This window comes from Rhizobium sp. P32RR-XVIII (assembly GCF_012641395.1).
Classification (GTDB): domain Bacteria; phylum Pseudomonadota; class Alphaproteobacteria; order Rhizobiales; family Rhizobiaceae; genus Rhizobium.
Window position 1 is genome coordinate 876,285 of record NZ_JABAIH010000002.1, and the last position, 19,907, is coordinate 896,191.

A 19,907-nucleotide genomic window follows, 5' to 3' on the forward strand; every position below is an offset into this window, starting at 1 on the left:
CAGCATGGTCTCCTTCGCATCGGTCGGCCCGAGGGTATCCAGCAGAGCCGCTTGGATCGAGTACCCTTACACCCAGGCAGATAAGAATGGCTGGGGCGCCGAGCGGCTTGCAGAGGAGCGGAAGGCCTTCTGGGCCACCATGCGGACGCCTACCGCTCGCGACATCACCGAAGCCGAAGAGACGCAAGGCTGGCTGTCCCATGTCCCCGACGAGAGCGAGCGCCGGTGCCTCACGGCATGGGCATGGTGCAGCGCTCGGAAGCGGTTCTTTAAGGACTGGTGCAGGGAAGAGGGCATTCACCCGGAGACCGGTAGGCGCCGAAAAGAGCGGGCAATCTTGCGCATTTTGTTAGTAATTGGTTGTAAGCCATTGCAGCATAACGAAATCGACATAAATGCCCTGTTGCCTGATGACCCGGAAATCAGCGATAAAGATGTCATCATCGCAGAAGGTGCGACACACTGGCGGGACGCTGAGGCAAAGCCGACGGCCTGCGACTTTGACATGACGCTGGAGCGGTTCGATTGGGCTGAGGCACAAAACGCCCGCCGCCGCCAGCGCGAGGCCCGCCGGAAACAGGCGGCATAATTCGAGCATGCGCCCAAGGCGATTTGCTCTCGGCTACCGTTAAGGCGGTAGCTGCCCAATTCGAGGCCATGCCTCAACACAGGTAGGCTCCGGCCTCTGAATGTAGGCGGTGGTTCGTCACCGGGGACATTCAAGCCAGCGCGTGAACACACGGTGCTATCGGCAGAGTGCGCACGAAACTGATTGTGGAGCCATCATAAACAACACCGGCCACGCTTCGGCGCACCCTGGCTGGTTACTCATAGCCCGTCACCACCCGGTGGCGGGTTTTTCATTTGGAGAGATCATGGAAAGCGTCCTGACCTTGGCTTTGATGCTGCTGGCCGTTCACTGGCTGCTCGACTATCCACTGCAAGGTGACTTCCTCTCCAAGGGCAAACAATTAGGCCCGCTGCGCGTTTACCACCTGATCGCACATTCCGGCATTGAAGGCGCCGGCGTAGGGCTGGTCACCGGCAATGTGTGGATCGGGTTAGCGGAATGGCTGGCTCACACGATCATCGACGAGGCGAAGGTGCAGGGCAGAACGACGTTCGCCCAGGACCAAGCCTTACACATCGCCTGCAAGGCCGTCTGGCTCGCCTACCTCCTCCTGTCCGCAACGCTTCTTCATGGATCGTCTATCTCGCCCTGGTGGCGCTGATGTTCTTCATTGGCTCGCTGTCTATGTGGTGGCGGTCATGACTCCCCGTGCAGAACGCGCGGTCCTCGTATTTCTCTGTGCTGTTGCCGCCGCCTGTTTCGTCTATGCGTTGTGGTACATCTGGTAGAAAATTCATATCGCGAAATGCGATGGCCTCATCGGCTAGTAGAAATGATTTTGCTCTATTGGCCTTGTTCTGCTCGAATCAAGGCATGCTGCTGCAGGTGGTAAACATCTGCCTCAGCTTCACTGTAAAAAAACTTCTCTCGGAGTGGTACCCCTCCGACATTGTATGTGTAGACCGACCAACCATCGGCGACCTTCTTCTTCATCACCGAGGCCATCGGCTTATCTGAGAACCCCATTCCATCCCTCGAAGGTTAGGCATGCCAGTCTTGAAAAACTCACCAGTCCCTACGATGATGCAGGTTGGTTGCTCATCGCGTCAAGCTTGGCCAGCCATCTAATGTGGCCGCCTGCTTGGGTTATCATGTAGATAGCGAGTTCCAAGGGAGGCTGCGAGGGCTCCTCTGCGCCCGGCTCATGTCGATAAAAGTGCGCGCCATCGATCCAATCCTTGAAAGAGGCAACCTGCTTCTGCGCGAGATAAATAGCGGGTTTCTGGTCGGCATAAATTCGATTGACGAGAGGCTCTAGATGTTTCTGCACCTCGCCGCCGCTAAGTTGGTGCGAAGTTGGAAACATTAAGCGAAACAGGCTCTCGGTGGCAAAGAAGCTCGATCGGAGCGCACCTTTGCCATCCGGTGGGCTCTTGTCCAAGTATGAGAAACCCTGCTCATAGACGGATCGGACGCCATTGTATCTGACGCCGATGAGAGCCGTAATGACCGATATGCGAACGGCTTCGAAGGCCTCGTCGACAGTCAGATGCACGCCGCCCAAATCATCGATTCGATACCTGAGGTCTTCCTCCGCGAATATCTCTCGGGCAGCTTTCAGAAACCGAGCTTGGAATACTCTGGAACGCTCTTGTTGGAACTGGTTATTAAGCTTCTTATAACGAACGGTAATTAGGTCCAGAAAATCACGAAGATCCAGGTCCTTGACGATGCTCGGCCAAGCAGACGCATAGCTAGAGTTTCCGGGAATAGGTATCCCAAGTTCACGAGCTAGGACTTGCCCAAAGTCTTCTGCAAAGAAATTTTCGCCGATAAGAAAACCAATCCTTCGACGAGCCCTCTCGCTGTCCGGCAGAAGCTCCGAGTTTCGAAGATATAGTTGAGAAAATCGATGTCCCTTTGGGGCCTCATTCATCTGTTTGCACCATGCAGTCGTGTTGAAATAAATCAAAGGTAATCAGACGTGGCACGCGGTGGCAAGAGGACCGGCGCTGGCCGCCCCAGAGGGGCAGCTACGAAGCGAACGCGCGAGATAGCTGACAAGGCATCGTCCGAAGGACTGACGCCTTTGGAGGTCATGCTGACGGCAATGCGCGAACACGCCAAGCAGAAGGATTGGGATGCTGCTGCATCCATCGCGAAGGACGCGGCGCCATACATGCATGCCAAGCTCGCCAGCGTGCAGCACTCAGGGCCAAAGGGTGGCCCAATCCAGACCGTCGACCTAACCAACGTATCGGATGATCAGCTTGCAGCACTCGAAGCTATCTTCGGCCCGCTTGCCGGATCCGGCGACGATGATGCGGGCGATCCGGGCGGAGAGGGCAAGGAGAGCCGCTGACGCCGAACGGGAACGCATCGCCAAGGATGCGGAGCGCATACGGGCGCGCTGCCAAACCCTGGCTGGCTTCGTTCGTGAAGCATGGCATGTGCTGGAGCCTACGCAACCATATATCCACGGCTGGCATATCGATGCGATCTGCTCGCATCTCGAAGCCATCACCAAGGGCACGTTCCTTGCGATGGGGCTTTCGAACCGGCTGCTGATCAATGTCCCGCCCGGGACGATGAAATCCCTTCTCGCCTCGGTCTTCTGGCCGGCGTGGGAATGGGGCCCGATGCAGATGCCGGGCATGCGATATCTCTCGACCTCGTATTCGGAAAGCTACGTCAAGCGCGACAGCCGCCGGATGCGCGATCTGATCAAGTCAGAGTGGTATCAATCGCTCTGGCCGGAAGTGAAGCTTAGCCGTGAGGGCGAGGCATCATTCGCCAACAGCAAGACCGGGTTTCGCGAGGGCGTTCCGTTCTCGAGCATGACCGGCGGCCGCGGTGACCGGGTTATCATCGATGACCCGCATTCGACCGAGACCGCGGAAAGCCCTGCAGAGCGTCAAAGGACAACGCGCATCTTCCGGGAATCGGTCCCGTCTCGCGTGAACGATCCGGAAAAGTCGGCGATCGTCGTCATCATGCAGCGCCTGCACGAGGATGATGTCTCAGGCCAGATCATGAAGCTCGGGCTTGGCTACCAGCATCTGATGCTGCCGATGAAGTTCGAACCGGAACGGCGTTGCAAGACTGCCCTCGGCTTCGAAGACCCGCGTACCGATGACGGTGATCTGCTCTTTCCCGAGCGGTTCCCGCCGGAAGTGCTTACCCGAGATCAGAAGGCGCTCACCGATTATGCGGTGTCCGGTCAATACCAGCAGCGCCCCGTTCCTCGCGAGGGCGGCCTGTTCAAGCGTGAGTGGTTCACCGGCAAGATCATCCGCCAGGCTCCGGCAGGCACAGTGTGGGTTCGTCATTGGGACTTGGCTGCAACGAAAAAGGCGACCGCGGCGCGGACCGCTGGCGTGAAGCTTGGTCGCGCGCCCGATGGTTCATTCGTCGTCGGGCATGTCGCCAAGACACAAGACGAAGGCAACAAGGTTCGGCTGCTTATCAAAGGTACGGCCGAGATTGACGGCAAGGATGTCGAGATCAGCCTACCGCAGGATCCGGGCCAAGCTGGCAAGGTGCAGGCGCAGGACATGGTTGCCATGCTGGCCGGCTGGAAGGTGAAGGCAGAGCCGGAAACCGGCGACAAGGTGACCCGCGCCGAACCGTTCTCAAGCCAGTGCGAGGCGGGCAACGTTTACCTGATCCAGGCGGATTGGAATGAAGACTACCTCGACGAGCTGTGCCTGTTCCCGGGCGGTTCGTTCAAGGACCAGGTTGACGCCTCATCGGGCGCCTTCGGGCGACTGCTGAAGCCTCGACCGCAGCAAGCCCTATTCGGAACATACGGAAACCGTTGATGCCAGAAGCGAAGCCGAGCGATACCAGCTCCGACTACAAGGCGATGTGCTCGTATTGGGACATGGTCTCGACGATCCTGGGCGGCGCCGATGCTATGCGCGCGGCGGGCGTCAAGTACCTGCCGAAGTTCCCGAACGAGAGCCAGCCTGATTACGACTTCCGCCGGCAGAACAGCAAGTTCACCAACATCTTCCGGGATATCGTTGAGAACCTGGCCGCCAAGCCTTTCGCAAAGGAAGTTTCACTCTCCGACAAGGTGAGCGAGCGTATCAAGAAGCTGTCCGAGAACATCACCGGGCAGGGCGATCATCTGCACGTCTTCGCGGCAAATTGCTTCTTCCGGGGCATCGGCTATGCGATCGACTGGATCCTCGTCGACTACACCAAGAATGTCCCGGAGAACGCCACACAGGCAGATGAGGAGAGGATCGGCGCGCGGCCCTATTGGGTGCCTGTCACGGCTCAGAACCTCATTGCCGCCTATTCCGAGATGATCGGAGGCGTGGAAACCTTCGTCCATGTCCGCATCAAGGAAGATACGACAGAGCGGGCCGGTTATGGCGAGAAGACGATCGAGCGGGTGCGCGTCCTCAATCGTGAGGTGACGCGGGATGAGCGCGGCGAGGCGATATCGGCCGCTCCGGCAACATGGGAGCTGCTGGAGAAGCGCAAGGGACAATCGGGCGAAGAGGTTTGGACATCGGTCGGCTCCGGACCCATCACCATCGGCGTCATCCCGATCGTGCCTTTCCTGACCGGCCGCCGCGTCGGTCATTCCTGGCAGGTGATCCCGCCTCTCAAGGATGCCGCCTTCCTCCAGGTCGAGCACTACCAGCAAGAGAGCGGGCTGAAATACATCAAGGAGCTGACCTGCTTCCCAATGCTTGCCGCGAACGGCGTAACGCCTCCGGTGGGAGAGGATGGCAAGCCCGCGCCGGTTCCCGTCGGGCCAAAGTCTGTCCTGTATGCCCCGCCCAACGGTGACGGCCAGCATGGCGAGTGGAAGTTCATCGAGCCGTCGGCGGAATCGCTCCGGTTCCTCGCCGAGGATGTGAAGCAGACCGAGCAGCAGTTGCGCGAGCTCGGGCGCCAGCCACTCACAGCACAGACCGGCAATCTCACGGTGGTGACAACCGCCTTTGCCGCACAGAAGGGTAATAGCGCCATTCAGGCTTGGGCGCTGAACCTGAAGGATGCGCTTGAGAATGCCATGAAGCTGACGGCCATGTGGCTCCGCGAGACTGAGGAGCCGGAAGTCGCGGTCCATGATGATTTCGATCTGGACCCGAACGACGAGAAGGGACCGGACACGCTGATCAAGATGCGGGCTGCCGGCGACCTGTCACAGCGCACGCTCTGGAGCGAGATGCGCCGCCGCAATGTGCTCTCCCCGGAGTTCGACCCGGAGGCGGAAGAACGGGCGATCATCGATGAAATTCCCTCCGATCCTTCGGAGGATGAGCAGAGCGCAGCGCTCGCTTAGCCACACAGTTAGCCGCCCACGCGGCTTTGTACCGTCGCAGCCTTCTGACTGCGGCGCGCTTCTCATGCTCGCCTGTGGATGCGGGAGGGCGACCGGATCGGATGATCCATAGCAAAGGGCGGATGCCCGGAAAGAGCAGTCATGAAACTGAAGACGATCACGACCGCAGACGGCAAGACCTATGCGGAGGTCAGCGACGGCAAGCCGCTTTTCATCGGTGACGATGGCAAGGAAATCGCTTTCGATGCGCCTGGCACAGTGGCAACCATCTCCCGCCTCAACGGCGAGGCGAAGGGCCATCGCGAGGGCAAGGAAGCGGCTGAGGCGGCGCTTAAGGTGTTCGAAGGTCTCGACGCGACGGCGGCCAAGGATGCGCTCGCCAAGCTGAAGACGATCGACGACAAGAAGCTGATCGATGCCGGCGAGGTCGAGAAGGTCAAGGCTGAAGCGATCAAGGCTACCGAGGAGAAATATGCTCCGATCGTCAAGGAGAATGAAACGCTCAAGGGCCAGCTCGACAGCGAGATGATCGGCGGCGCGTTCTCCCGGTCCAAGTATGCGACCGATAAGCTCGCGATCCCGGCCGACTTCGTGCAGGCCCGTTTCGGTACGAACTTCAAGCGCGAGGATGGCAAGGTCGTTGGCTACGATCAGGCCGGAAATAAGCTCTATTCCAAGGCTCGCCCGGGTGAGCTGGCGGACTTCGACGAGGCGCTTGAGCTCCTCGTCGACGCTTACCCGCAGAAGGCCAGCATCCTGAAGGGCAACGGCCATTCGGGCGGCGGTGGCAAGCCCGGCAACGGGCAGGGCGGTGGCAAGACGATCACCCGCGCAGAATTCAACCAGATGACGCCCCCCGATCAGGCCGCCAAGGTCCGCGAAGGCTTCACGGTCACCGAGTAACCCGCAGTTTCTGCCGCGATCCGGATGGATGGCGGTGTTCCGGGCTGGATAGCCCAACCCAACCCAATGACATCGCCATCAACTCCTAGAAAGGGCAAGCTCAATGGCTAATACGCTCACCGGTCTCACGACCACGCTTTACAACGCACTCGACGTCGTCTCCCGCGAAATGGTTGGCTTCATCCCGGCTGTCACGTCCGACATGACCTATGAGCGCGCCGCCGTCGGTCAGACCGTATCGTCTCCGGTTGCGCCGGCAGCAACGGCAACCGACATCACGCCGGCCGTGACTGCACCGAACGACGGTGACCAGACCATCGGCAACGTGCAGATGACCATCACCAAGGCCCGCCGCGTCCCGATCCGTTGGAACGGCGAAGAAAAGCGCGGTCTCGACAACAACGGCGCCAGCTACAACGTCATCCTTCGCGACCAGTTCGCCCAGGGTATCCGCACCCTCGTGAACGAAATCGAGGCCGATCTTGGCGCGCTGCATGTGAATGCATCTCGCGCTGTCGGTACGGCCGGCACGGCTCCCTTCGGTACCGCTGGCGATCTCAGCGACACCGCCGGTGCGCTGCGCATCCTCGAAGACAACGGCGCTCAGGGTCTGGACTTCCAGATGGTGCTTGGTTCCGGCGCGATGCAGAACCTCCGCGGTAAGCAGTCGGTTCTCTTCAAGGTCAACGAAGCCGGCCGCGAAGACATGCTCCGCAACGGCATCACCGATCGCCTGCAGAACTTCGCACTTCGCAACTCCGCTGGTGTGAAGAACTTCACCAAGGGCACTGGTGCATCGGCGACGACGAACACTGCAAGCTATGCCATCGGCGCGACCGTGATCACCCTGGCATCGGCCGGCACCGGTACGATACTTGCCGGTGACGTGATCACCTTCGCAGGCGATACCAACCAATATGTGGTCGCCTCTGGTGACTCCGACGTCTCGAACGCCGGCACGATCACGCTGCAGGCTCCTGGCCTTCGTCAGGCTATCCCGGCCTCCGCGACGGCAATCACGGTTGTCGGCAGCTCCGCCCGCAACATGTTCTTCGCCCGCTCGGCAATCGCTCTTGCGACCCGCGCGCCGGCTCTCCCGGCACAGGGCGACATGGCGGCCGACCGCATCATCATCACCGATCCGCTCTCCGGTCTTTCCTTCGAGGTCTCGCTTTACGAGCAGTATCGCCAGATCCAGTACGAAATCGCAGCGGCTTGGGGTTGCGCAGCGATCAAGAAGGAACACATCGGTCTGCTGCTCGGCTGACCGGTCTGAACAACCGGCCGGGGCTTCGGCCCCGGTCTAATTCTCGTCTGCCGAGGCTCGACCTGGTGAATTACCCTCAGGCTCGCTGATGGCTTGGTCCAGGTTGATGTTCAGCAAGTGGCAGAGGTCTTCTGCCTCATCCCTCAGGAGGCCCTTTAGTGGCATCCCGGGAGGCATCTCGGCAATCAGACTGGTGTGCGTGTCCACAACATCCCAGCCGGTCACCAAATTGAGGGTCAAGTCGTATCTATTGGTGCTCATCGGGCAATCGAACGCAGTCCGGGATACTTTGTTCCAAGCAAAAACGGAGAACGAACATGGAAACGATGAAGGTCAAGCCGTGGTCTGAGGACCAGGGCGATCATGTGCTGATCAACAAGGCGGATTTCGATCCTGATAAGCACATCCTCTACGGCGACGGGGATAGCGGCGGTGCTTCTGTCCTGCGACAGGACGGCCCAACGGTCGCGGAATATGTGGCCGCCGGTTATCTCGCTTCCAACTATCCGCCGAGCGGATACGCGTCCCGAAGCACGCCGGAAGAAATCGACGAAGCCGTGGCCGCGCAGGCTGTCAAGACGCCCGCCGAAGTGCTCGCGATGGCGACGGATACCGACGTCCATTTCAAGACCTTCCAAGCGGAAGCCCGGAAACTCCTTGGCGAGAACACGCCAGCGACCAAGGATGAAATTGTCGCCGCTCTCGAGGCTCTGTCTCAGCAGTGAGCGACAAGGTCGTTTGGTGCGATCGGGGATGGCAACCGGTCGCGATCGGTTTCTGCCCGAGCGAAAAAGCTTGGGGTCGGGAAATGCAGCGACTGAACAGCGCTATTCCTTGGCCCGACGTACCGAACGCGGGCGGCCACACACAGTGGCTCAAGAATGACAAGACGGACGAGGCGATAATCCTCGTCGTCATCCATAGCGCTGCCGAACGTGACGCGCTCGAAGTTATCATGACCATCGTTCACGAAGCGGTCCATGTCTGGCAGTTCCTCTGCGACCACATCGGAGAGAGTAAGCCAGGCATCGAAATGGAAGCCTACGGCATCGAGAATATCTCGCGCAGCCTCATCGAGGCCTATTGCAAGACGCAAGGGAAGGGCCGGAAATGGCTTTGATTGTCGAAGACGGCTCCGGCATGACCGACGCCGACGCCTTCATCAGCGTCGAGTATGCCGATGCCTATCATTCCGCCATGGTCAACGCGACTTGGACCGGTGATGTGGCGCTCAAGGAAGGCGCTATCCGGCGCGCGACAGCTTTCCTGTCGAATTCCTACCAGTGGCAGGGATACAAGCGTCAGGGACGCCCTCAAGCGCTCGCCTGGCCGCGTGTCGATGTCACCGATCGCGAAGGCTGGGGCGTTGCCTTTGATGCCGTCCCGGTCGAGATCCAGAAGGCAACGGCAGAAGTCGCTTTGCGCGAACTGGTGTCGCCCGGTTCGATGAACCCGGATTTCCTCGCCTCCGAACAGGTGAAGCGGGAGAAGATCGGGCAGATCGAGGTGGAATACCTGAACGCGAATGCGTCGGCGCAGTCTGCACGGCCGATCCTGCTGATCGTGCAGGACATCATCGGGCCACTGCTGTGCAAAGGCGCCGGTAATAGCCTCGTCGGGAGTTCGTATCGGGTATGAGCAAGTTCAACTATGGGCGGCTGCAGAAGGTCGCTGAACGCCTCATCTCCGAGTCCGGCCAGACGGGTACCGTGACCCGCTTAACCACCGATCTCGTCTTGGGCGGCGATCCGGTGGAAACCTCGTACACGGCCACGCTAGTGCCGATGACGTACGATCAGCGGTACATTGACGGCACGGTCATCACCACGGCTGACCGGCAGATTTACATCTCGTCGGTCGGGCTCGCGATCGTGCCTCAGGTCGGCGACATCGTATCCGCCGGCGGGGTTGAGTATCACGTCATTGCGGCCGATCCGAATAACTATGACGGCGTGACCAATGTCGTCTTCATCGTACAGGGAAGAGTTGCGGCATGAGCGTCATTGGTGCTCAAGCATAGCGTCGCTCACCTCACGTCCAGTGTGGCGCGGCCTGATAATGTTCTTCAGGTCAAACCCCTGACGACGAGCTTCGGCTAGGTAGTCTTCGAGGGTACTTTCCGAGATGGCTCTATCTCGTGCGAGCACCCAAAGAAACCTGCGGTCTGGCGTGCCAACCAGTGCGATCCGATACTTAGGATCGATCTTGAGCACCCAATAATCGCCATCAGTAAAGGGAAGCCAACGAAGGCCGGCCGGAAGAAAGTTCACTTTCAGCTTCGCATTCGTCTCGTCGATAGGCTCTGCTTCGCCGACCGCCTGCTTAGGCTGGTTGTCCTTGTCGAAGCAGCGGTTGTCGACGCGGATCCTTCCATTGGTATCAAGGGAGTAGTGTGCCGTGATGTCCGTTGCGCCATCGTCTTCATATTTGATTGGAAGGCGGACGATCTCGTACCAGCGCCCCAGATACCGGTTAAGGTCGAGACTCGGGATTGCGGTGACTTCGCTCATGGCTTCGGTTCTCCTTCAATGAGCAGCGGCAACGACTGCGGAGCGATTCAGTTCCGCACACGAAAAGAGCATGAACGACAACGTGCCGTGCTCGCTCATCACTCGCCTCTGGCTCTTGGGATGTGCGTTTGCCCACCTTGGCGGGCCGTTGCCAGATGGCTGATCGGATGACACATGACCTTCGAAGAACTGCTCAATACCTTCGAGCCCCGGCTGGCGGCTGCATTTCGCGAGGCTATAGAAGGGATCAGGTCGGCCGTTGTCTTGCGGACCATCGTCGAGCGCCTGGAACGTGGTGACATCGCTGGAGCTGTGGCGGCGATCCAGTTTGAGCCGGAGGCTTTCGCTACCCTGGAACTCGCGCTGCGCGATGCTTTCAATGCCGGCGGCGTCAATATGGTCCAGAGCCTGCCGTCCTTGGTTTCGCGTGATGGGACCCGCGTGCTCTTCCAATTCGGAGTCCGCAACCTCGAAGCAGAACGGCTCATCCGCGAGCAGTCGGCCACACTGGTGACGAACATCACCGACGATCAGCGCGAGGCGCTGCGGATGGCCTTCGAGGGCGGCCTGTCGAAGGGGAAAAACCCCACGGCGACAGCTCTGGATGTCATCGGCCGAGTGAACCGCGTGACTGGTCGGCGGGAAGGCGGAACGATCGGGCTCACGTCTCGCCAGGTAGATTTCATCTTGCGAGGTCGCGAAAACCTGCTGTCAGGCGATCCGGAGCTGATGAAGCAATACCTGGACCTGAAAACGAGAGACAAGCGCTTCGACCGCTCTGTGACGAAGGCCATCCGCGAGGGCAGGGCAGTGGATGCCGAGTTGGTCGGCAAGATGGTCGGGCGTCTCTCGGATAACAACCTTCGCCTTCGCGGCGAGATGATTGGCCTTGAAGAAACGCGGACGGCTCTGTTCTCTGCACGCGACAACGCCATTCGCCAACAGATCGATGGTGGCAAGATCACGGCGCAGGAAGTAACCAAGCACTGGATGCATTCGGATTCGGAGCATCCCCGCATGCAGCACATTGAGATGGCAGCGCGGTATAAGGCTGAGGGCATCCCGCTCGATCAGGCTTTTGTTGCGCCAGACGGCACCTTGCTGATGTACCCGCACGCACCCGGCCTTCCGGCGAAGCACAAGATCGGTTGCAAGTGCCGCTTGAGGTATGAAATCGACTACATCGCGGCCGGTCTGCGCCGGTATAGGGCGAGGGCGGCCTGATGGCTTCGCTTTCATTCTCGGCTCAGGTGTCTGGATGGGTAGAGAAAGTTCCGGAAGCGGTGGAGGCTGTGCGCAACCAGAGCGCCGCCGACGTCGTCAAGGAAATGCAGACGCTCAACAGAGAGGGCGGGAGACTGCCTTTCGAGACCGGCTTCCTGTGGGCTTCGCTGATGGCATCCACTGCCGCCATGCCCAGCATCAATCCGAACGCCCAGCCAGTTGACGGGCGGGCCTACAGTTTCGACTTCGGCACGATTGAGGCGGTGATTGCGGGCTCTTCCTTAGAAGATGACCTATTTTTCGGCTACACCGCCGCTTATGCAGGCCACCAGGAGTATGGCGCGAATGGTCGCCCGGCTGCTGGCTTTGTCCGTCTTGCAGCCCAGAACTGGGATGTGCACGTCAATCGGAATGCGGAGAAGGTACGGAAGGCATTTGGTCTGTAGCGCCTTCCATCTTCATCATCAACGTCATCTGCAGAGTGAAAAGAGACAGGCGCGCCGCTTTCAGCGTGTTGTTGCCGAACTCGGTAGCTCCAGCCTCAGAAGCCAGCATCAGCCATGCGTTGTGCAAGGCATCGTAAATCTCGCTGTCTGACAAAGGCGGCTTTTCGGACATGGGCAATCGATACATGGCGACGAACACGGACGCAACGATATTTGCTGCGCTGGTCGCGCACCTGCAGGGCATCACGTTCTCACCAGCGCTGCCGATAGCCGGGCCGAACGTCTTGTTCCCGCAAGCCGGGCAGCCGACACCGACAAAGTACCTTCGCCTGGCGTTCCTGCCTAACCGGCCACGCCCATATCCGATCGCAGATGATCCAGAGCCACGGCAAGGCATCCTGCAGGTGTCGGTCATCTGGCCCAAGGGTGTCGGAATTATCGACCCGCTCAATGTCGCCGGCCAGATCATCGAACGGTTCAAAAATAAAACACTCTTCGCCTCTGGCGTGAAGATCACGATCAGCAGCGAGCCGTGGGCAGCTGGTCCACTCATCGAGGACGCTTCAGTCCAGGTACCCGTCACCATCCCCTACATCGGCTTCATTTAGAGAAGGAAACCATCATGGCAGGCATCAAGACTACCCTTGCGGGGGCGAAAGTCTCCATCAGCACGGCGGCTGTCACGCTGCCACTCGACGCGACTGGCTTTGCGGCCCTGACATTCACCCCCGTTGGTAGCGTCGGGAACCTCGGCGACTACGGTGCCTCGCCGAACATGGTCAACTACAACACCCTCGACACCGAGGTGACGTCGAAGGCCAAGGGCGTCGAGGACGCGGGCGAGCTCTCGATCGAGGTAGCGCGCATCTTCGATGACGTGGGGCAGATCGCCATGCGTGCTGCTGCGGCCACCAAGTTCAACTATGCGATCAAGATCGAGTATGCGGACGCTCCGACCGAGGACTGGTCGAACACGGTAATGTACGCGGCCGGACCGGTGTCTGGCCCCCAGATGCTCGGCGGCTCCACGGACGATTTCATTCGCGAGAGCTACACGGTCGCGTTCACAGACCAGCGCCCGATCTTCGTCGCTCCGGTCGAAACCCCGTAAGGTGATCAAATGGACCTTCTCTCTCTCAACCCCAACACCATCACGGTTGACCTCAAGCATCCGGCGACCGGCGCACCGCTTGGCGTGTCTGTGGAACTTCAAAGCCTCGAAAGCGATGCTGTGAAGGCTGTAGAACGGCAACTGAAGAATAAGGCCCTCAGGGCGGGGCGGAACACCGTCACGGCTGAGAAGATCGAAGACAACACGGTCGCTATCCTGTCGGCCGCAATCGTGTCCTGGGTCTTTTCCGGGGAGGCCAATCTCGGTGGCGACAAGAAGCCCGCATGCACCGATGCGAATAAGCGAAAGCTGCTCGCCGTACCGGCGCTGGCAAAGCAGATCGATTCCGCGCTCGGAGATGACGCCGCTTTTTTCGGGAACTAGGCGAACGGCTGAGTAAGGCCGTCGCCGTCGCTGTCGAGTTCAACACCCCAGGCTATGAACTGGATCATGGCAAGGACGGGAAGGAAACCGTCTCGAAGCGTGTGATGTACGAGCGGTTCGACCGGGCCGCTTTGATCGAAGAGCCGGATATCCCCGAAGAGGGGGAACATATCTGGCTCTGGTTCTGGCAGTTATCGCGCCGCCGGCAACAGGGCATGGATGGGCCGCAGCCGCTCACCTACACCGAGATATCGGGATGCTCGAGAATGACAGGCGACATCCTTCTTCGGGAGGAAGTCGCCATCATCACCGACATGGATGATGCCTACCTCGATGCTCTGGCAAAGGAGCGCGAGGCGCAACGTGTGGCAAATCGGAAATCGAATGCGAACTGATGAGGCGGCTTTCCCGCCTCTCTTGGCCCATGCTTTGGAAAGGTGAAGTTTATGGCCGATGTGGCGACTCTCGGCATTGCCGTCGAAAGCACTGGCGTCGACAAGGGCGCGAAGTCTCTCGACAACCTGGCCAATGCCGCCAAGAAGGCGGAGGCAGCCACTCAGGGCGTGTCGGCGTCCACAAAGAACGCCGGGGCTGCGGCTATGTCTGCATCCGCGGGATCGAGCAAAGCCGCAGCAGCTCTCAATCAGGAAAGCGCGGCCGCAACCAAGGCAGCCGGTGCCTTGAGACTGCACGCCGCTGCTGCCAACCAGAATATGGCGTCCTTCAGCAAGTTCAACACCTCCAACATTGCGGCGCAGTTCCAGGATATCGCAGTCTCGGCCCAGATGGGCATGGGCGCGTTGCAGATTGGCCTCCAGCAGGGCACTCAGCTCGCGGCAGTCATTTCGACGATGGAGAATCCTGTCCGCGGCCTCGGCGCCGCGTTCCTGTCCGTACTATCGCCGGTAAGCTTGCTGGTCATCGGCCTGACCTCGCTTGCTGCCGCTGGCCTGCAGATGGTCAACTGGCCAAAGCTCGCCGCCTCTGCGCTCATGGCGGTAGCGGGCGCGCTTCAAACGGTCGCGCCGTATGCGGTAGGTGCTGCTGCCGCTTTGGCGCTTCTCTACGCGCCCGCCATAATTGCCGGCCTAACGGTTGTCTCCGAGGCGATTTTGGGAGTAACGGCGCGATTGATCGGCTTGGCAATCGGTTTCGCTGCGGCGAATCCCGCGCTGGCCTTCATTGTGGGCATCACGGCTGCGGTAGCTGCCGCCAACGTCTTCCGCGACGAGCTGACGAACATCTTTGGCGTCGATATCGTTGGGGCAGCAAAGACCGGCGTCAATTTCATCATTGGCTCGTTTGTCGGCGCCTTCAACGACTTGAAATTCGTCTGGTCGCAGTTCCCGAACATCATTGGCGCGGCGGCCGTCGGCGCGGCCAATGCAGCGATTGGTGCGATCGAGAAGATGATCAATGCCGCTACCGGCATGCTCAATTCCTTGATCGAGAGCGTCAACGGTGCGCTATCCAAACTGCCTGGCGGCTTCTCCATCGGCACGATCGGCAATGTCGATTTCGGTCAGATCGACAATCCTTATTCGGATGCGCTAGCCGGCGCTGTAGGTGATCGCAACGCCGCCCTTCAAGGTGCACTGAGCAAGGATTACCTCGGCGGTTTCGGAGCTGCCATTGCCCAAGGCGCTTCCACGGCATCCGACAAGCTCAAAGAACTCGCGGCCAGCCTGACCAATGTTGAAGCTGCAGCCGGCAAGGCCGGTGGCGCAGGCAAGAAGGCCGGTGAGGATACTGCCGCAGGGTTTGATACGGCGAAAGTCGCCGCCAATCAGGCCAAAGAAGCGATGTCGTTCGCCAAGGACGTGGTGGGCGGGTTCTTATCCGACTTCAAGCAAGGCATGGAGAGCGGCAAGGGCGTCTGGCAATCGTTCGCAGATGCCGCATCAAGGGCACTCGACAAGATCACGGACAAGCTCTTGAACCAGATGCTTGACGCAATCTTTCAGGTCAATGGCGCCGTTGGTGGCGGCGGCAGCGGGGGCGGAGGTGGCTTCCTATCCAGCCTCTTCGGCGGTCTGTTCGGTGGCGGCACAAGTTACTTCCCACCGGCTCCTGGCCTGTCTCCCGGCCTGTTCGCCAATGGCGGCACGTTCATGCATGGCGTGAGCGGATATTCAAACAGCGTCGTCAACCGCCCGACAATGTTTGCCTTCGCCAAGGGCACCGGCCTCATGGGCGAGGCTGGTCCGGAAGCCATCATGCCACTGAAGCGCGACGGCAGCGGGCGTCTCGGCGTGGCGGTGAACGACAACAAGGGCGGCGGGGGCAAAGTTGAGATCAACATCATCAACAACGCCGGCGCCAAGGTCACGAAGCAGGAACGCCAGACAGCGAACGGTACGGCGATTGATGTCATGATCGATGAGGCTGTTGCCAAGAAGATCGGGACACCAGGCTCCGCATCACGCAACGCCATGCAGTCGAACTTTGGCTTGAAGGGAGGCCTCGCACGTCGATGAGTGCTCCTGACTGGCCTTCAACCCTACCGCAATCCTTTCTCCGCGATGGCTACGCGGAGGAGGGGGCGGATAATCTGATCGTTTCGGAAATGTCGGTAGGTCCCGCGAAGATGCGGCGCCGAACGACAGCGAATGTCCGCAAGATCAGCGGCGGTATACGGGTGACGGATGATCAGTTCGCCACTTTGCGAAGCTTCGTATCGGATACCATCGCCGATCGAGCGATGCCTTTTATCTTTCCCGATCCTCACGGCGGCGCGGATCTGCTGGTGAGGATGACCAGCACCTATAAGGTGGCAACCCTAGGGCTTGAGTGGCGCGTCGATATTGAACTTGAGGTATTGCCATGAGCCGAACGGTCTCCCCGGCCTTCCTCAATGCCATCAACTCGCAGGAGACCGACGAGGTTGTCATCTGCCTGCTGACGGTGACGCATGAGGATCTGGCCGAGCCGATCTTCCTTTCCTCAGACGCGACGACGCGGATTTCGGATTCTCCGCTCGTCTATGCGACGGTGAGCCGGGGCAACGAATACCTGTTCCTGCCATTCGAGTTCACACTGCCCGACGACAAGAGCGACAGCCCGCCGCGCATCCAGCTTTCGATCGACAACACAGATAGGTCTCTCGTGGCGATGCTGCGGTCGTTTACGACACCGGCAAGCATCAAATTGGAGATCGTTCTGGCGTCCAGTCTGGACGACGTCGAAATCGAGATGCCGGCGCTGCAGCTCTCGGAAGTGACAATCGGCGAGGAACAGGTGACGGCAGACCTTGTTGCCGACGCGCTGATCAACGAGCCGTATCCGGCAGGGCAGTTCACGCCCGGCGCGTTCCCTGGATTGTTCTGAGCCCATGCAGAAATTCGTTGGCATTCCATACGTGCCCCATGGGCGCGAATACACCGGCGCGGACTGCTGGGGCATCCTGTTTCTCTACTATCGCGACGTGCTCGGCATGCCTGTTCCCGCTTATTCCGCGGAGATGGACACCCGAGAGTTCAAGCACGGCAGCATTGCTCCGCTGGTCGCAGAGGAGCGCGAGAAGCACTGGCACTTGGTGGACGCGCCACAGCTAGGCGATTGCGTGCTTATGCGGGCGGGGCGGCATGACAGCCATGTCGGCGTCTTCCTCGGGCAAGGCCGCATGCTCCACAGCGAAGGCCCACATCCGTCCGTCATTGATCGCATCGGCGACATGCGCTGGCGAAACAGAATTTCTGGATTTTACAGGCTCAACGAATGCTCGCACTCGTAGAAGATAGACGCGCGGAATTGTTCGCGCCGGGAGAGGATGTGGATGTCTATCTGCGTCGGTCTCCGCTTCGCCAGCAGCGCGAGCATGTTCGGGTTCCGGCTGGCATGTCGATTGCCGAGATCATTGAGCAATGCGGGATCGAGCCGAGCCGCCTATATGTCACAATCAACGGTCATTCGATCGAGTTCAAGAATTGGTCGCGCGTCCGGGTAAAGCCAGGCGCCGTCCTGTCCATCGTGAAAGTGCCGGGCAAGGGCGCTCTTCGCTCGATCCTCAGCCTAGTGGTTGCGGTCGCTGCGCTGTTCTTTGCAGGCCCTATTGCCGGCGCGCTAGGCTTGGCGGGTGTTGCGGGCGCGACCAGCGTGATCGCCGCCGGGATTACCATTGTCGGCTCGCTGGCCATCAATGCGCTGTTCCCGCCGGCCAAGCCGGAAGCGCCGGCAATCGACAAGACCAAGACGCTCTATTCCATCGGCGGCGGCAAGAACTCTGCAAACCAGTATGGGGCTATTCCCGTCATCTTCGGCAGGCACAGAATTTCGCCTCCCTACGCGGCTGGCGCCTACACCGAGCTGTCAGGCGATGACCAGTACTTGCGCATGTTGTTCGTGGTCGGCTATGGCCCCGTGTCCATCTCGGATCTTCGCATCGGGGAAACGCCGATCGATCGGTTTGCCGACGTCAGCTATGAGATCATCGAGAACCATCTGACCCAGGCGCCGACACTCTACACCAAGCCGGTCTTCGAGGAGTCTGTTCAGATCCTTCTCGAAAACGAAATCGGATGGAGCGCAAGCAGCTGGACACAGCGCACAACTGCGGATGATGTTGACGAGATTTCGGTAGATATCAGCTTCCCGAACGGCGTGTACCGCTATCAGAAAAAGGACGGGAAACGGGTTAACTATCAGGTCGTCGTGGAGGTTGAATATGCTGTCGCTGGCTCCGGGGCGTGGGTCAGCCTGCCAGCGATTGGCATCACGGCGTCGTCATCTCAAGCCATTCGACGTTCCGTCATAAGGGCAGTTGCGCGAGGCCAATATGACATCCGTGTCCGCAAAGCGTCCCCGGACTACAACGGCGGAGATACCGTATCCGAGACGACATACTGGACAGCTCTTCGGGGTCGGCGCAATGCATCGGTTGTCAGCTTCAACAAGCCTCTGACGCTAATCGCCGTTCGCATCAAGGCGACCGGCGAGCTTTCCGGAACTGTCGATACGTTGAACTGCATCGCATATCCCACTATCCCGTCGTGGAGCGGCACGACATGGATATTGAATACGACGACCAACCCCGCCGATTACTTCCGAAACGTTCTCCAAGGCAGTGCCAACGCTCGGCCTGTCCCAGACAGCCAGATCGATCTGCAAAGCCTGCAGGACTGGGCTGTCTATTGCTACGTCAACGGGTTCACCTTCGAGTACGTCGCGACGGAGCAGCGCTCTGTCTACGAGATGCTGACGATGATTGCGGCTGCTGGACGTGCCGCTGTGTCGCTTCGTGACGGCCGATGGGGTGTTGTTTGGGATATTGAAGACTCCCCGATCGTCCAGCACTTCACACCGCGCAACTCGTGGGGGTTCTCGTCCAATCGTGGCTATGCCGACCTGCCGCATGGATTCCGCGTGTCCTTCATCAACCGTGACAACGGCTATCTGAATGACGAGCGGTTTGTCTATGACGATGGATACTCAGCTGCGAATGCCACAAAGTTCGAGGGCTTGGATTTCCCCGGCGTTACCGACAAGGATCTGGTGTGGAAGCATGGCCGCTATCACATCGCGCAGAACCGCCTACAGCGCGAAGTCTACACACTTTCCACGGATTTCGAGCACCTTGTCTGCACACGCGGCGACCGCGTACTGGTCAACCACGATACGGTGCTGTGGGGGCTTGGTGCGGGCCGGGTAAAGGCTGTCACGTCCTCACCGGATACAGTCACTATCGACGACACGTTCACGATGGAGGCGGGCAAGACCTACTCCATGCGTTTTCGGCTTGCGGACGGCTCGACGCTGGTGCGCAAGATCACCGGAGCGGATGGCGAGTTTTCCAGCTTCACACTCAGCGATACGGGAGGCCTGCCGACCACCGGAGATCTGGTGATGTTCGGCGAGGACGGGTTTGAAAGCGTCGTCCTCCGGGTTAAGAGCATCACGCCGCAAAAGGATCTAACGGCGCAGCTTGAACTTGTCGACGACGCGCCGGAAATCATGGATGCGGACAAGGGCACCATACCGGATTTCGAAACGGGCATTCCAGGGCTGATTGACTACCGCTCCTATGCTCCGACGTCGATGTCTGCGATCGAGCGGATATGGACTACCACGCCGGCAACGTCCGCGCTGACCGTGTCGTGGCTTGCGCCTGATGTGGGGCATGTAACTGGCTACATCGTCCGATACGCCCCAAAGGGGACGGGCAATTGGTTTCCTTCGCTTACGGTATCT

The 19,907-nt window shown here is 59.6% G+C and carries 26 protein-coding genes; 22 read left to right on the top strand and 4 right to left on the bottom strand.

All coding sequences use genetic code 11. The features are described 5' to 3' along the window. Positions 1 to 4 precede the first annotated feature (4 nt). On the top strand, positions 5 to 589 hold the full coding sequence (locus HGP14_RS09570; protein WP_168829563.1) for a hypothetical protein: 585 nt from the start codon (positions 5 to 7) through the stop codon (positions 587 to 589). 286 nt (positions 590 to 875) lie between these two features. Beyond that, positions 876 to 1,232 carry a DUF3307 domain-containing protein gene (locus tag HGP14_RS09575; protein WP_246704394.1) on the top strand — a complete coding sequence of 119 codons (357 nt, stop codon included), beginning with the start codon at positions 876 to 878 and terminating at the stop codon, positions 1,230 to 1,232. A gap of 414 nt (positions 1,233 to 1,646) precedes the next feature. Here the strand turns inward: HGP14_RS09575 and HGP14_RS09580 are convergent, their stop codons facing one another. After that, the gene (locus tag HGP14_RS09580; RefSeq protein ID WP_168829564.1) at positions 1,647 to 2,507 is read right to left on the bottom strand and encodes a hypothetical protein; all 861 of its coding nucleotides are present in this window, start codon (positions 2,505 to 2,507) and stop codon (positions 1,647 to 1,649) included. A 162-nt stretch (positions 2,508 to 2,669) separates the two neighbouring features. Between HGP14_RS09580 and HGP14_RS09585 the strand changes: the two genes are divergently transcribed. The 9 genes from HGP14_RS09585 to HGP14_RS09625 all read left to right on the top strand — a co-directional run bounded on the left by HGP14_RS09585 (position 2,670) and on the right by HGP14_RS09625 (position 10,043). Then, positions 2,670 to 2,933 carry a hypothetical protein gene (locus HGP14_RS09585; protein ID WP_246704395.1) on the top strand — a complete coding sequence of 88 codons (264 nt, stop codon included), beginning with the start codon at positions 2,670 to 2,672 and terminating at the stop codon, positions 2,931 to 2,933. Beyond that, entirely contained in the window at positions 2,890 to 4,392 is a 1,503-nt protein-coding gene (gene terL / locus HGP14_RS09590) for a phage terminase large subunit (protein WP_168829566.1), read from the top strand. The genes HGP14_RS09585 and terL overlap by 44 nt, the downstream gene beginning before the upstream one ends. Beyond that, positions 4,392 to 5,876: a DUF4055 domain-containing protein gene (locus HGP14_RS09595; protein ID WP_246704396.1), complete on the top strand. Its 1,485-nt coding sequence runs from the start codon at positions 4,392 to 4,394 to the stop codon at positions 5,874 to 5,876. The genes terL and HGP14_RS09595 overlap by 1 nt, the downstream gene beginning before the upstream one ends. A 141-nt stretch (positions 5,877 to 6,017) precedes the next feature. Further along, positions 6,018 to 6,779, top strand: coding sequence for a DUF6651 domain-containing protein (locus HGP14_RS09600; RefSeq protein ID WP_168829567.1), 762 nt, complete (start codon positions 6,018 to 6,020; stop codon positions 6,777 to 6,779). Positions 6,780 to 6,882: 103 nt separating this feature from the next. Further along, positions 6,883 to 8,046, top strand: coding sequence for a P22 phage major capsid protein family protein (locus HGP14_RS09605; protein WP_168829568.1), 1,164 nt, complete (start codon positions 6,883 to 6,885; stop codon positions 8,044 to 8,046). Positions 8,047 to 8,363: 317 nt separating this feature from the next. Further along, positions 8,364 to 8,771: a hypothetical protein gene (locus HGP14_RS09610; RefSeq protein WP_168828769.1), complete on the top strand. Its 408-nt coding sequence runs from the start codon at positions 8,364 to 8,366 to the stop codon at positions 8,769 to 8,771. An 83-nt stretch (positions 8,772 to 8,854) separates the two neighbouring features. Further along, on the top strand, positions 8,855 to 9,166 hold the full coding sequence (locus tag HGP14_RS09615) for a hypothetical protein (RefSeq protein WP_168829569.1): 312 nt from the start codon (positions 8,855 to 8,857) through the stop codon (positions 9,164 to 9,166). Next, on the top strand, positions 9,157 to 9,684 hold the full coding sequence (locus HGP14_RS09620) for a DnaT-like ssDNA-binding protein (RefSeq protein ID WP_168829570.1): 528 nt from the start codon (positions 9,157 to 9,159) through the stop codon (positions 9,682 to 9,684). Before HGP14_RS09615 ends, HGP14_RS09620 begins: the two co-directional genes overlap by 10 nt. Continuing rightward, a complete protein-coding gene (locus HGP14_RS09625) occupies positions 9,681 to 10,043 on the top strand; it encodes a hypothetical protein (protein WP_168829571.1) in 363 nt (120 codons plus the stop codon). The genes HGP14_RS09620 and HGP14_RS09625 overlap by 4 nt, the downstream gene beginning before the upstream one ends. Positions 10,044 to 10,046: 3 nt before the next feature. On the opposite strand, the gene HGP14_RS09630 is transcribed toward HGP14_RS09625, so the two are convergent. Next, positions 10,047 to 10,556: a lipocalin family protein gene (locus tag HGP14_RS09630; RefSeq protein WP_168829572.1), complete on the bottom strand. Its 510-nt coding sequence runs from the start codon at positions 10,554 to 10,556 to the stop codon at positions 10,047 to 10,049. A 174-nt stretch (positions 10,557 to 10,730) separates the two neighbouring features. On the opposite strand from HGP14_RS09630, the gene HGP14_RS09635 reads away from it, so the two are divergent. Both HGP14_RS09635 and HGP14_RS09640 read left to right on the top strand, forming a co-directional pair. Next, complete coding sequence (locus tag HGP14_RS09635; RefSeq protein ID WP_168829573.1) at positions 10,731 to 11,780, top strand: head morphogenesis protein; 1,050 nt, start codon at positions 10,731 to 10,733, stop codon at positions 11,778 to 11,780. Further along, positions 11,780 to 12,226: an HK97 gp10 family phage protein gene (locus tag HGP14_RS09640; protein ID WP_168829574.1), complete on the top strand. Its 447-nt coding sequence runs from the start codon at positions 11,780 to 11,782 to the stop codon at positions 12,224 to 12,226. The genes HGP14_RS09635 and HGP14_RS09640 overlap by 1 nt, the downstream gene beginning before the upstream one ends. On the opposite strand, the gene HGP14_RS09645 is transcribed toward HGP14_RS09640, so the two are convergent. Further along, the gene (locus HGP14_RS09645) at positions 12,183 to 12,398 is read right to left on the bottom strand and encodes a hypothetical protein (RefSeq protein ID WP_168829575.1); all 216 of its coding nucleotides are present in this window, start codon (positions 12,396 to 12,398) and stop codon (positions 12,183 to 12,185) included. The two genes, HGP14_RS09640 and HGP14_RS09645, sit on opposite strands and share 44 nt — an antisense overlap. A 13-nt stretch (positions 12,399 to 12,411) precedes the next feature. Here HGP14_RS09645 and HGP14_RS09650 point away from each other — a divergent pair, with 13 nt between their 5' ends. From HGP14_RS09650 to HGP14_RS09660, 3 genes are read left to right on the top strand one after another with little or no spacing between them, the layout of a single operon-like run. After that, the gene (locus HGP14_RS09650; RefSeq protein WP_168829576.1) at positions 12,412 to 12,834 is read left to right on the top strand and encodes a phage tail terminator-like protein; all 423 of its coding nucleotides are present in this window, start codon (positions 12,412 to 12,414) and stop codon (positions 12,832 to 12,834) included. A 14-nt stretch (positions 12,835 to 12,848) separates the two neighbouring features. Next, positions 12,849 to 13,337, top strand: a complete 489-nt coding sequence (locus HGP14_RS09655) for a hypothetical protein (RefSeq protein WP_168829577.1) — start codon at positions 12,849 to 12,851, stop codon at positions 13,335 to 13,337. 9 nt (positions 13,338 to 13,346) lie between these two features. After that, positions 13,347 to 13,721, top strand: coding sequence for a hypothetical protein (locus tag HGP14_RS09660; protein WP_168829578.1), 375 nt, complete (start codon positions 13,347 to 13,349; stop codon positions 13,719 to 13,721). Here the strand turns inward: HGP14_RS09660 and HGP14_RS09665 are convergent. Beyond that, positions 13,718 to 13,891 carry a hypothetical protein gene (locus tag HGP14_RS09665; protein WP_168829579.1) on the bottom strand — a complete coding sequence of 58 codons (174 nt, stop codon included), beginning with the start codon at positions 13,889 to 13,891 and terminating at the stop codon, positions 13,718 to 13,720. The genes HGP14_RS09660 and HGP14_RS09665 overlap by 4 nt on opposite strands. A gap of 96 nt (positions 13,892 to 13,987) precedes the next feature. Between HGP14_RS09665 and HGP14_RS36190 the strand changes: the two genes are divergently transcribed. The 6 genes from HGP14_RS36190 to HGP14_RS09695 all read left to right on the top strand — a co-directional run. Beyond that, positions 13,988 to 14,116, top strand: a complete 129-nt coding sequence (locus tag HGP14_RS36190) for a hypothetical protein (protein ID WP_281408076.1) — start codon at positions 13,988 to 13,990, stop codon at positions 14,114 to 14,116. A gap of 51 nt (positions 14,117 to 14,167) precedes the next feature. Further along, the gene (locus tag HGP14_RS35225; protein ID WP_205927071.1) at positions 14,168 to 16,198 is read left to right on the top strand and encodes a phage tail length tape measure family protein; all 2,031 of its coding nucleotides are present in this window, start codon (positions 14,168 to 14,170) and stop codon (positions 16,196 to 16,198) included. Next, positions 16,195 to 16,548 (top strand): hypothetical protein, encoded by a 354-nt coding sequence (locus HGP14_RS09680; RefSeq protein ID WP_168829580.1) that lies wholly within the window; start codon positions 16,195 to 16,197, stop codon positions 16,546 to 16,548. Before HGP14_RS35225 ends, HGP14_RS09680 begins: the two co-directional genes overlap by 4 nt. Continuing rightward, entirely contained in the window at positions 16,545 to 17,048 is a 504-nt protein-coding gene (locus HGP14_RS09685) for a DUF1833 family protein (protein WP_168829581.1), read from the top strand. Before HGP14_RS09680 ends, HGP14_RS09685 begins: the two co-directional genes overlap by 4 nt. A 4-nt stretch (positions 17,049 to 17,052) precedes the next feature. Continuing rightward, the gene (locus HGP14_RS09690; protein WP_168829582.1) at positions 17,053 to 17,454 is read left to right on the top strand and encodes a C40 family peptidase; all 402 of its coding nucleotides are present in this window, start codon (positions 17,053 to 17,055) and stop codon (positions 17,452 to 17,454) included. Then, positions 17,439 to 19,907, top strand: a 2,469-nt coding sequence (locus HGP14_RS09695) for a host specificity factor TipJ family phage tail protein (RefSeq protein WP_168829583.1), incomplete at its 3' end; no start/stop codon positions are given. The genes HGP14_RS09690 and HGP14_RS09695, both read left to right, overlap by 16 nt.